Source organism: Pseudomonas sp. CFII64, assembly GCF_000416235.1.
Classification (GTDB): Bacteria; Pseudomonadota; Gammaproteobacteria; order Pseudomonadales; family Pseudomonadaceae; genus Aquipseudomonas.
This window is the reverse complement of record NZ_ATLO01000039.1, coordinates 136308-148950: the sequence shown is the minus strand read 5'-3', so window position 1 is coordinate 148950 and position 12643 is coordinate 136308. Positions and strand designations below refer to the sequence as shown.

Below are 12643 nucleotides of genomic sequence, written 5' to 3'. Positions count from 1 at the left end.
GCCGACTCGTAGGAGCGGATTCATCCGCGAGCCGCTTAACAAAACCGTCCAAATTTTGGGGGGCAGTTCAAGGCGGTAGTCCCAGTGTTCAGAATGCTTCCAGCCGCCAAACCTCGTAAGCCGGCGTTTCGTAGGGATGGCTCTGCTTGAGAGCCACCACCACCTGCTGAATCAGCGCGTCAGCCACGACCAGCTCGACCTTCCATTCCTCCACGCTTTCGACCACGCCGCTCTGCCCGATAAATGGCTTGCTGCCATCCAGCGGGCGGAACTGACCCTGGCCCAGCGTTTGCCATGCGCAGCTGTCATACGCCCCGATTCGCCCTCCTCCAGCGGCGAATACGGCTTGTTTGACAGCCTCGACATGGCTCGGCGGAACAAAGAACGCCAGCTTGTACACGGCCTTAGTTCACCCAGACCCGCGCGTTGCGGAACATGCGCATCCACGCGCCGTCTTCGTTCCAGTCTTCCGGACGCCACGAGTTCTGCGCGGCACGGAAGACACGCTCAGGGTGCGGCATCATGATGGTGACGCGACCGTCGCGGCTGGTGAGACCACCGATCCCGCGCGGCGAGCCGTTCGGGTTGGCCGGGTAGGCTTCGGTCACCTTGCCGTGGTTGTCCACAAAACGCAGGGCTACAGTGCCGGATACATCGGCAGCGACCAGCGCTTCGTCGTTGGCGAATTCGGCGTGACCTTCACCGTGGGCGATGGCGATCGGCATGCGCGAACCGGCCATGCCTTGCAGGAAGATCGACGCCGACTCCTGGATCTGCACCATGGCCACGCGCGCTTCGAACTGCTCGGAGCGGTTGCGCACGAAATGCGGCCAGAACTCGGTGCCCGGAATCAGTTCGTGCAGGTTGGACAACATCTGGCAACCGTTACACACGCCCAGGGTGAAGCTGTCCTGGCGCTCGAAGAAGCTTTGGAAAGCATCACGGGCACGCGCGTTGAACAGCGCCGACTTGGCCCAGCCTTCGCCGGCACCCAGCACGTCGCCGTACGAGAAGCCACCGCAGGCAACCATGCCCTTGAAGTCATTGAGATCGACGCGACCGGCGAGAATATCGCTCATGTGTACGTCAATGGCGTTGAAACCGGCGCGGTCGAACGCTGCTGCCATTTCCACCTGACCGTTGACGCCCTGCTCACGCAGCACCGCCACTTGCGGGCGAACACCCGTCTTGATGTACGGCGCGGCGATGTCATCGTTGACGTCGAAGCCCAGCTTGACGCTCAGGCCCGGATTGTCTTCTTCCAGCAGCGCGTCGAACTCTTGATCGGCGCACTCGGCGTTGTCACGCAGACGCTGGATCTGGTAGCTGGTTTCAGCCCATTGACGTTGCAGCAAGCGACGTTGGCCGCCGAACACCGGCTCGCCATTGAAGCTGATGGCGACTTCGTCGTTGTTGACCGGCTGACCGATCACTGCAACGCAATCTTCAAGACCTGCGGCGCTGAACTGGGCCAGCACGTCCGGCGTGGCATCCTGACGAACCTGGATGACTGCACCCAACTCTTCGTTGAACAGAATCGCAGCCAGTTCGCTGGCGGATTCTGCCAGACCGTCCAGGTACAGGTTCAGGCCACAATGACCAGCGAAAGCCATCTCCAGCGCAGTCACCAGCAAACCGCCATCAGAACGGTCGTGGTAAGCCAGCAAGTGACCGTCGGCATTCAGGCCCTGGATGACGGCGAAGAACGCCTTGAGGTCTTCGGAGTCGTCAACGTCCGGCGCGATACGGCCGAGCTTGCCGTGGGTCTGGGCCAGGATTGAAGCGCCCATACGGTTCTGGCCACGGCCCAGGTCGATCAGGATCAGGTCAGTGATGCCCTTGTCCATGCGCAGCTCTGGCGTCAGAGTCTGGCGAATATCCAGCACCGGCGCGAAACCGGTCACGATCAACGACATCGGCGAAGTAACGGTCTTCTCGGCGCCTTCATCGCTCCAGCGGGTTTTCATGGACATCGAGTCCTTGCCCACGGGAATGGTGATGCCCAGCGCCGGACACAGTTCCATGCCGACAGCCTTGACGGTGTCGTACAGGCGCGCGTCTTCACCTGGGTGACCGGCAGCGGACATCCAGTTGGCGGACAATTTGATGTCGGAAATTTTACCGATGCGCGAGGCCGCGATGTTGGTCAGCGTTTCGCCGATGGCCATACGGCCGGACGCCGGAGCGTCGAGCAGCGCCAGCGGAGTACGCTCGCCCATGGCCATGGCTTCGCCGGTATTGACGTCGAAGCTGGTGGCGGTCACGGCGCAGTCGGCAACCGGGACTTGCCACGGACCGACCATCTGATCGCGAGCGACCAGACCGGTGATGCTGCGGTCGCCAATGGTGATCAGGAAGCTTTTGCTGGCAACGGCCGGGTGATGCAGAACGCGCTGCACGCTTTCTTCGATATCGAGGGTACTCGGGTCGAAATCATCGCCCAGCTCCGCTTCGCGATCAGCCGAACGGTGCATGCGTGGCGCCTTGCCCAGCAACACTTCCAGTGGCATGTCCACCGGGTTGTTGCCGAAATGGCTGTCGGTCACGGTCAGTTGCGGCTCTTCAGTGGCCTCACCCACGACCGCGAACGGGCAGCGTTCACGCTCGCAAATGGCCTTGAAGCGCTCGAAGTCTGCTGCGCCCACCGCCATCACGTAGCGTTCCTGGGATTCGTTGCTCCAGATTTCCAGCGGGGCCATGCCCGGCTCGTCATTAGGCACGTTGCGCAACTCGAAGCGACCGCCACGACCGCCATCGTTCACCAGCTCGGGGAAGGCGTTGGACAAACCACCGGCACCGACGTCGTGAATGAAGCTGATCGGGTTCTTTTCGCCCAGCTGCCAGCAACGGTCGATGACTTCCTGGCAACGACGCTCCATCTCGGGGTTTTCACGCTGCACCGAAGCGAAATCCAGATCCGCAGAGCTGGTGCCGGTGGCCATCGACGATGCCGCGCCGCCGCCCAGGCCGATCAGCATCGCCGGACCGCCCAGCACGATCAGCTTGGAGCCGACAGTGATCTCTGCTTTCTGTACGTGTTCGGCACGGATGTTACCCATGCCGCCCGCCAGCATGATCGGCTTGTGGTAGCCACGAACCTCATCGCCGTGCGGCGTGGTGATGGATTGTTCGAAGGTACGGAAATAACCGGTCAGCGCCGGACGACCGAATTCATTGTTGAACGCCGCGCCACCCAGCGGGCCTTCGAGCATGATGTCCAGCGCGGTCACGATACGCTCAGGCTTGCCGTACGGCACTTCCCAGGGTTGTTCGAAACCGGGGATCTGCAGGTTGGAAACGGTGAAGCCGGTCAGGCCAGCCTTGGGCTTGGCACCGCGTCCGGTTGCGCCTTCGTCGCGAATTTCGCCGCCCGAACCGGTCGATGCGCCAGGAAACGGGGCAATCGCCGTCGGGTGGTTGTGGGTTTCGACTTTCATCAAAATGTGCACCGGCTCCTGCACCGCACCGTACTGGCGGGTTTCCGGATCCGGGAAGAAACGGCCGGCTACGCTGCCGACGATGACCGAAGCGTTGTCCTTATAAGCCGACAGCACGCCTTCGCTGTGCATGACATAGGTGTTCTTGATCATGCCGAACAGGCTTTTTTCCTGACTCTCGCCGTCAATGTCCCAGCTGGCATTGAAGATTTTGTGGCGGCAGTGCTCGGAGTTCGCCTGGGCGAACATCATCAACTCGATGTCGTGCGGGTTGCGCCCCAGACCGGCGAAGCTGGTGACCAGATAATCGATTTCATCTTCCGCCAGCGCCAGGCCCAACTCGACGTTGGCCTTCTCCAGCGCAGCACGTCCGCCGCCCAGTACATCAATGGCGATCAACGGCTTGGGTTGGGCATGGGTGAACAGCCCTTCGGCTTCCTGCAACGATCCCAGCACCATTTGCGTCATGCGATCGTGCAGGCAGCCGGCGATGACTTGCGCCTCGGCTTCGCTGAACTGGCCTTCTACATAGAAGGTGATGCCACGTTCCAGGCGCTGGATTTTCGCCAGGCCGCAGTTACGGGCAATATCGCTGGCCTTGCTCGACCAAGGTGAAATGGTGCCGAAACGAGGCAATACCAGGAACAACCGGCCGCTTGGCTCTTGAACCGGCACGCTTGGGCCGTATTTCAAGATGCGAACGAGAACTTCCTGTTCCTCGCCAGTCAGATCGCCAGCAATCTCGGCGAAGTGGGCAAATTCAGCGTACAAGCCACTGACAGTTGAAACTTTTTGTTTCAGCTGCTCAAGTAATTTGCTGTGGCGAAAGGCAGAAAGGGCAGGAGCACCGCGCAGGGTCAACATCTTCGGGACAGCCTCGGGAAGGGGGTGTGCTTTGAGGCCGTGCATTCTAGCCTAAACCGGCCCTTTCGGCACCCAAAACGGCCAACTTGCCGCTGTCCGAACGTCGGCGCGCCTGCCAGGTGCAAGAAAACGCCCGCTCTATCAGACGCCGCCTTCGCTGTCGAGATATGGCGACCGGTGTCCTTTGCGTATACTGCACCGATGTTTCCCCAATCAGATTTCCGCCCTCGTTGTGCCAAATGGCTCATCGCAACCGGACTCTTCCTGATGCTCAGCGCCTGTGTGGATAAACCCACCACATTGGAGCGAGTAAAGGAGGATGGCGTTCTGCGCGTTATCACCCGCAACAGCCCGGCGACCTATTTCCAGGATCGCAACGGTGAAACCGGTTTCGAGTACGAATTAGTCAAGCGTTTCGCCGAAGATCTGGGGGTTGAGCTCAAAATAGAAACCTCGGACAACCTCGACGAATTGTTTGACCAGATGCAGAAACCGGGCGGCCCGGTACTCGCGGCAGCCGGTTTGATCGACACCGAACAGCGCAAAAAACAGGTGCGTTTTTCCCACCCCTACCTGGATGTCACCCCGCAAGTCATCTACCGCAATGGCCAGTCGCGCCCGACTGACGCCGGCGATCTGGTGGGTAAACGCATCACCGTGCTCAAAGGCAGCAGCCACGCCGAGCAACTCGCCGCGCTAAAACTGAAAAATCCCGCCATAGAATATGAAGAATCCGACGCTGTCGAAGTCGTCGACCTGTTGCGCATGGTCGATGAAGGTCAGATTGACCTGACGCTGGTGGATTCCAACGAACTGGCGATGAATCAGGTGTATTTCCCCAATGTGCGAGTCGCGTTCGATCTTGGCGAGGGCCGGCAGCAGCGCTGGGCCGTGGCGCTCGGTGAAGACAATAGCCTGATCAACGAGATCAATTCATTCCTCGACAAGGTGCAGAAGAACGGCACGCTGCAACGCCTCAAGGACCGTTATTACGGCCACGTGGACGTGCTCGGTTACGTCGGCGCTTATACCTTCGCTCAGCACCTGCAGGAACGATTGCCCAAATACGAGAAGCATTTCCAGACGTTTGCCAAGAAAGAACAGGTGGACTGGCGACTGCTGGCGGCCATCGGCTATCAGGAATCCATGTGGCAACCCAGCGTCACTTCCAAGACCGGCGTGCGCGGGCTGATGATGCTGACGCAAAACACGGCGCAGGCCATGGGCGTATCCAACCGGCTGGACGCCAAACAAAGCATTCAAGGCGGGGCGAAGTACTTTGCCTACGTGAAAGATCAGCTGGATGACAAGATAAAAGAGCCGGATCGCACATGGTTTGCTCTCGCTTCCTACAACATTGGTGGCGGTCACTTGGACGATGCGCGTAAATTGGCGGAAAACGAGGGCCTGAACCCCAATAAATGGCTTGACGTTAAAAAAATGTTGCCCCGCCTGTCACAGAAGAAGTGGTACAGCAAAACCCGTTACGGCTACGCCCGAGGCGGCGAACCGGTCAGTTTTGTCGCCAACATTCGCCGTTACTACGACATCCTGACGTGGGTAACCCAGCCGCAACTGGAGGGCAGCCAGGTCGCCGAAAGCAATCTGCATGTGCCAGGCGTGAACAAGGTCAAACCACCGGAAGAAAACCCGCCGCTCTAAGCGCATACCTTGTTGGATCAGCCCTTCGCGCGCCGCATCCTGAAAAACTCGCTCAGCATCGCCCCGCACTCCTCGCCCAGCACGCCGCCTTCAAACAACACGCGATGATTGAGAAACCCCTGGCTGAAAAACTGTCCCTGGCTTTGCACGATGCCGGCCTTGGGTTCGAGCGCTCCATACACCACCCGAGCGACGCGCGAGTGGACAATGAGCCCCGCACACATGCTGCACGGCTCAAGTGTTACGTACAGCGTGCTGCCGGGTAAACGGTAATTGCTGACCGCTTGGGCGGCGGCGCGGATCGCGACCATCTCGGCATGGGCGCTGGGATCGCTGCCGCTGATCGGGCAGTTGAAGCCACGCCCGATGATCACGCCATCCTGAACCAGCACTGCGCCGACCGGCACCTCGCCAAGCAAGGCACCCTCGGCCGCCAATGCCAGCGCTTCGCGCATGAAGTCCTGATCGCGGCTGCGATCGATGATGTGCGGTTGCCGCATTACGAAACCTCGATTGCTGCCATCAGCCCGGTTTCCATGTGATCGATCACATGGCAGTGGAACATCCACACCCCAGGATTATCCGCCACCAGCGCGACTCGCGCGCGTTCGTTCCTGCCCAGCAGGAAGGTGTCGGTGAAATACGGGATGATCTCTCGACGATTGGAGCCGATCACCTTGAAGCTCATACCATGCAGATGGATGGGATGTTGATACTGAGTCATGTTTTTGAGTTCAAAAATGTAACTCTTGCCCAACACCAGTTTGGCAATCGGCCGATCTGCGCAGGTCTTGTCGGTGATATCCCAAGCCTGGCCATTGATCTGCCACAGGCTGGGTGGTTTGCCGTTATCGACATTGACCGACACCGAGCCGACCCATTCGAAATTGAAGTTGAGTTTTTCGGCGTTCTCCAGGTCCGGCTCGGCGACCGGGTTGGCGGGCAGCTGCGGCGGCCATTGGGTTGGCGCGTCGTTATTGGCAACCGAGCGAAAGGTTCCCAGCCGCACAGGGCCGTTGCGCAACGCAAGCTCCTGGCCAGCGGCTGGCGCCTTGATAGCCAGACAAATACGCATGCCCGGACCCAGCCAGTAATCCTTGCCCAGCGGCCTCGGCGTTATCGGATTGCCATCCAGCGCATAGATCTGCGCTTCGACGCCCGGAATATTCAGCCGATAGGTCACGGTATTGTCGAGATTGAGCAGGCGCACGCGGACGATCTGCCCGGCAGGCAGATCAATCACCGCCTGCGGCACGCCGTTGAGCGTCGAGAGTCGACCGGCCGTGCCTTCGCGGGCGGCTTCGCGGATAACGCTGAATTCGGTGAACGCGCCGACTTCGTCCACATGCCAGCTTTTCAGGCTGACCGTGCGCTCGTACAGGAACCCGGTCGGTTCGCGCTCTTCGATGATCAATGGGCCAACCAGCCCGCGGCCCAGCTCCTCGCTGCTGCTGACGTGCGGGTGATACCAGTAACTGCCGGCATCGGGCACACGGAATTTGTAGTCGAAATACTCGCCCGGCTTCACCGGCAACTGCGAAACGTAGGGTACGCCGTCCATTTCCAGCGGCAGGCGAATGCCGTGCCAGTGGATGGTGGTCTCGACCGGCAGGTGATTGATGAAGCGCAAACGCAGCCATTCACCCTGCCGCACACGCAGCTCGGTGCCGGGTGCCGACCCGCCGAACGCCCATGCCGGGGTCTGATGCCCGGCGACCAGTTCCACATCCAGCGGCGCGGCGATCAGTTCGAAATCATGCCCTTCCCCCGGTCCGCGTCGGCCCAGCCAATAACGCGACGCGCCACCCGCGCCCAAACCGATCACGACGAGACCGGCCAGGCCTCCGAGTATTTGGCGACGGGTGAACGACATAGACACAGCAACCTCTGGAAAACCACTGACGACCGCATCTGAGAGTCGATGCGAGGGGCGAATACGATACACCTGCATTTGGCAAAAAATAAGGGCGTCGATGTCGCACTAAATATTTAGCGCCTCTGGAGCAACAAATCGCGAGACGCTCGGCGGATTCCGACCTCAGAGAAATTCACAATGCTTACTGTCAGCACACCGCCGCTCGTGGTCATCGACGAGCTGAAATCAATGGGCCATCGTCTTGTCGATGCTTGTCCGGACATGCGGCAGATGGCCCGCGATATCGCCATAAACCTGCTCAAAAAACATACCGGCACCGACATCGAGCCTGACACCGTCTATTGGCACCGCTTCACCACCTCGCAAAGCAACCCGTTGACGTTCAATGGATGGCGACATGTGGAGACACCCGTTGAGTCCATGACCCTGCCCCAATTGGTCTTACATCGATTCAACGCGCAGGATCAGGACAACGCTGACGACCTGCAAGTGATGAGCGGCTTCTATACCGCCGACGCTCAAGCTGGCAGGTATGACGTCAGCAACGAAGTCAAAATGCTGCCCGTCGATATCATGAATGACTTCTGGGAACTTGATTTCTGCACCCAATTCCGGACCCGACTCACCTCATTCTGGCGCGACTGTTCCGACGATTTCAGGACGATGGCCAAAGCCAACTTTCTCGCCAAGGCGCTGGAAGAATGGCAAAGCGAACACCTGCGCCGCGCCGACTTCCAGGCAATCCTCAAAGCCGTGGCCGACACTGTGCGCAGCCCTTTTGACGCGTCCATGCTGACTGCCTCGTCTCCTGCGCCGGGGGAACTACGCGTTACTGCCTTTGACATAGGCGGGCATCAAGCCAGTGACATTCTGCGCATCGTGACCTCGACTGGCAGGCAGATTATCTACATCCCCGGCGAGACCTTTGCGTTCCAGGCTTTCGAAACACCGGAAAACCTTCGGCAGTGGCTGATCGACAGCACCACAAATCCCGGCGACCGGGCACGGTTCCTGGCGCATTTCCCGTTGGCAGCGCGTCATGAGAATGATCCCGATGCAGGCCTCAATCACCTGATGGACCTGCTCGCCTCACAGGCAAATGCTTCCCCGAACAGCCTGCTGAATCAGCATGACCACGACCTTGGTGTTGATGCGTTTACCTGGTTGCGCGACGCCGCGCGTCATCGCATGACTGCGGATGCGGACTTTTCCTTGCGCTCCAACGGCGACTTGCGCAAACAAATGTGGATTGGCTACCTCAATGCTTTTTCCCATGTACTGGGCCCGCTCGCCGCGCTTGACTGGCCCGTTGCCCTCGCGGTGGTCGGTGCCGGGCTGGCGGACATGGGGTTGAACATCGATCAGGCGGTTAACGGTCACACCACGGCCGAGCGTAAGGCGGGCGTCATCGGTGCAATTGGCAGCGCTGTGGATACGTTGCTCAACAGCCTGTTTTTGCTTGATGCCGGCCTATCGAACTTGAACGAATATGAGCCAGAAACGCTGATCCCGCCCCGCGAAGAGGTCAATCTGCAACCGGTTTTAGACGATGTGAAAAATAGCGTAGGCCCGGCCTCTGACGATGCACCCGTCGACACAGAATCAGCACATGCAGATCTGCTCAGCCGGGTCAAAAGCAACCATCTGTTCGCAGACGCTACTCCATCGACGCAACCTGGCCGCATGCGTGGCATTTATCAACTGGCCAATCAAGAAACCTACATCGCACTCGAGGGCAGCTTTTACCAGGTGCGCTACGTCAATGAAATGAACAGCTGGGTGATTATCGACCCAGAGAACCCGTTCTCTTTTTACGACAATCTCCCGGTCCGGCTTGATCCGGCCGGCCACTGGGAAGTGGTCGGTCGCAGTGGTCTTCGCGGCGGCGGTCCCGGGGCGTCCCGGATATTGCGAACGCCCACAACGCCGCCGCAAACCTCGGCCATCAGCATTTACGAAGTCCCAGAGTCAATGAAAGCGGATGTCATCAAAGGCGCCAATGGCAGCGATCGCTCTGTTTTACGTGGCGATATGATGCCGATGAGCAGCAACTGGCGCGATCCCTATCAGGAATTCAGAGCGATCAGAGCACGCCTGGGTAACGACGCCTGCGAATTTTATGAACAGGTGGAATTGCCAGCCAGGGCACAGATGCCGGAACTTGAAGCCCGGTCATCCAGCAAATCCGCCCTCGGCAAGTTTTTCAGCAACAGCGACGGCCTGGTCATCGGCGAGAGCCATTCGGGAATCGGCAGCAAACGCTTCTTGATCGACAACATGAAGCTGCTGAAAAAACTCAAAGTGCGCACGCTGTATATGGAGCACCTGCTCACTGATTTTCACCAGGCCGATCTGAACGAATTCGCCCACTCAGGGCGCATGCGCCCGAAACTGGAGCAGTATTTGCAAAATATGGATCTGGGCCACGGCACCGACCCGTCAGGCCAATACACGTTTTTGCGCGTTATCAAGGATGCCAGGGCAAACCAGATACGCGTCCAGGCCATTGATTGTATGGCCAGTTACCGGCTGGATGGCATGCAGGATCCGACTGGCCTGGAGCGAAACAAAATGATGAATTTCATCGCACATTCAGTCATCAGAGCTGACGCAGTGAATCGCGGAGCAAACAGCAAGTGGATCGCTTTGGTGGGTAACTCACATGCCAGCACTTATCGGGGAGTCGCCGGGATCAGCGAACTCGAAGGCGGCATCGGGTTGCGGGTCGAGGACGTTGCACCAGGACAGCCGGAGGGTTTTACGATTGACCCGGGGCGAAACATGCCCGGCGACATCGGCGAACCTGACAGCTTCGTGAAAAGCGATTTCAGGTTGCAGGTTGTCGTTTCCAGAACCTTTGGCAGAATGCCGAGTGACCGGCTCGTGGTCCAGCCGGGAATGTTCATCATTGACGAAAGCTCGGGCGAGCCGATGCTGGTGCATCGCAGCAAGGACAACTCCGTGGTGCGGACCCGAATCAAAACCCGTTTCGGCAAGGTTTCCATAGATCGCCCGCAGTGGCCCGCCATCAGCAAGCGTACCTTCAATAGCATCGGCGAACTGATCGCCGCGCTTGAGCTGATCGGGATGAAAAACGTTAATTGAGCGCCCACTCTGTCGCGCCAGCTGGGGGTGGGTCTTGAGCGGGAGCGTATCCCGTAGGAGCGGCTTTAGCCGGGAGGGCGCAAGGCCTGTCCACGCAACTGCTGCGAATGTACCGGCCTCCTCCCGGCTAAACCCGGTCCTGCGCAGACTGTGTGAAAACGTCACGAACGAGGCAGGGCAAGGCAAAAACAGGCCGGGCAACCTTGATGGTTATCCCGGCCGTTTTGACAGGCTCTCATCTCAGCCAATGGCCTTGTCACGACGCGGCGTGAACAAAGCCAGCGCCGCCGCGACAATGAACAGCGCAGGCACATCACCGATTAAATGGCCTGATTGGGGCACTCCATCCATTCCGACGCCGAAAGACTGCACGGCCATGATCGCGCCATGCACGACGCTCGACCACACCGTGAACCAGATGAGGCTCAGATGTTTCAGCGGGTCGCGGGACGCCATCAGCAGGAACACGCCAAGCGTCGCGTAGATGCCGACGATCATCAGCGGGTAATCAGAATGTCCGCTGTGCCACGTCCAGCCGGACGGCCACAGGATCATCAGCGGCCAGATCGCGAACACGGCGATCAGACCGACAACAATCAAAACGATGCGCAAGGCGGCGAGTCTTTGGGTGTCGTCCATGGCAGGCTCCTTATCGCGGCGTGTATCGCCGTAACTGGACGCCAACAAGTATAGGACGCTGCGCGAACGCAGATCCCGTCAACCGATACCGTCAGTCGTGATAGCGGATGAGGCTGCCGAGGACCGAATATTCCTGCCGCCGGCAGCACGACGTTCAACACGAACCCATCACTTCATTGGTCTTTCCCCACGAGCTGCCGGGTCTGCGGCTACCCGTGAACGCCCTGCGCGGTCAGTTTGCGGCGGCATCTTTTTTTCGAACGCCAATGGTTTTGCGTTCACCGGTTGCGGAGACTTCGTACACGCTCATGACCCAGGTGTCGGCGATCACGGTTTCAACCAGGTAATTCTTCCTGGCTTGCGGCGTGAATTGCTGCGCAACGGGCTGCTCCTTGTCGAACGGCGTAGGCATGGGAATACCGTTGAAGGTAAACGGTTTGACCTTGACCACCCCTTCTACGTACACCGTTTTGTCAGCCTCGACCAGTTGACTGATGCTGTCAGTACCACCGGCCATTTTCTTCAGATAAGCCGGTATGCGCTTGAAGTAAGCAGAGTCATAAACCCGATCACCCGCGCTCTCAAATCCAGCATTGGCATACCCGTACGTGTAACTGACAGGATGATCACCCTCGCCGCCGATGGTACGGAAAGTCACGCTGGCTTGATGGTCATTCATGGCCAGTGGAACTACCGGCTCTGAACTAAGATCACCCGCCTGACGGCTGCTGCAGCCGGTCATGACCAGCGCGAAAGTGATTGCTAATGGAAACGCCAAAGAAATTTTCATTCGGTCCCTGAACAGGCTTGAAGAAGGCCTGTGTAGAGCGGTTTGTAGAGCGAAAGTTCCCTGTGACGCTGCGGGTGCCGATGTGGAGTTGGCCCGTCTACCGGTGCCACCCTGATCCTGCAGATCCAATGCCGGCAAGGGTTCGCAGACTACGAGTCACTGTCATGGCGATGCACAAAGCTGCCAGAATTTGCCAGACCCAAAAAGCCAAAAGCCCGCAATTACGCGGGCTTCAGGTGTTTCTTGCTAGATCGTGCCGGACAATGCCGG

At 59.0% G+C, this 12643-nt stretch carries 8 protein-coding genes; 2 read left to right on the top strand and 6 right to left on the bottom strand.

Annotation, left to right across the window (positions count from 1 at the left end; translation table 11 throughout):
* Positions 1-88: 88 nt before the first annotated feature.
* Both CFII64_RS17890 and purL read right to left on the bottom strand, forming a co-directional pair.
* A complete protein-coding gene (locus tag CFII64_RS17890; RefSeq protein ID WP_020292224.1) occupies positions 89-400 on the bottom strand; it encodes a YqfO family protein in 312 nt (103 codons plus the stop codon).
* Between the two features lie 4 nt (positions 401-404).
* On the bottom strand, positions 405-4301 hold the full coding sequence (gene purL / locus CFII64_RS17885) for a phosphoribosylformylglycinamidine synthase (RefSeq protein ID WP_020292223.1): 3897 nt from the start codon (positions 4299-4301) through the stop codon (positions 405-407).
* Positions 4302-4502: 201 nt separating this feature from the next.
* On the opposite strand from purL, the gene mltF reads away from it, so the two are divergent.
* Positions 4503-5963, top strand: coding sequence for a membrane-bound lytic murein transglycosylase MltF (gene mltF / locus CFII64_RS17880; protein WP_020292222.1), 1461 nt, complete (start codon positions 4503-4505; stop codon positions 5961-5963).
* 17 nt (positions 5964-5980) lie between these two features.
* Here the strand turns inward: mltF and tadA are convergent, their stop codons facing one another.
* Together tadA and CFII64_RS17870 are read right to left on the bottom strand one after the other, a co-directional pair.
* The gene (gene tadA / locus CFII64_RS17875) at positions 5981-6463 is read right to left on the bottom strand and encodes a tRNA adenosine(34) deaminase TadA (protein WP_020292221.1); all 483 of its coding nucleotides are present in this window, start codon (positions 6461-6463) and stop codon (positions 5981-5983) included.
* A complete protein-coding gene (locus CFII64_RS17870; protein ID WP_020292220.1) occupies positions 6463-7836 on the bottom strand; it encodes a multicopper oxidase family protein in 1374 nt (457 codons plus the stop codon). Before CFII64_RS17870 ends, tadA begins: the two co-directional genes overlap by 1 nt.
* Positions 7837-8016: 180 nt before the next feature.
* Here CFII64_RS17870 and CFII64_RS17865 point away from each other — a divergent pair, with 180 nt between their 5' ends.
* A complete protein-coding gene (locus tag CFII64_RS17865) occupies positions 8017-10944 on the top strand; it encodes a membrane-targeted effector domain-containing toxin (RefSeq protein WP_020292219.1) in 2928 nt (975 codons plus the stop codon).
* A 240-nt stretch (positions 10945-11184) separates the two neighbouring features.
* On the opposite strand, the gene CFII64_RS17860 is transcribed toward CFII64_RS17865, so the two are convergent.
* Both CFII64_RS17860 and CFII64_RS17855 read right to left on the bottom strand, forming a co-directional pair.
* Positions 11185-11583, bottom strand: coding sequence for a DUF6632 domain-containing protein (locus tag CFII64_RS17860; protein WP_020292218.1), 399 nt, complete (start codon positions 11581-11583; stop codon positions 11185-11187).
* A gap of 232 nt (positions 11584-11815) precedes the next feature.
* Complete coding sequence (locus tag CFII64_RS17855) at positions 11816-12373, bottom strand: hypothetical protein (protein ID WP_020292217.1); 558 nt, start codon at positions 12371-12373, stop codon at positions 11816-11818.
* Positions 12374-12643 lie beyond the last annotated feature (270 nt).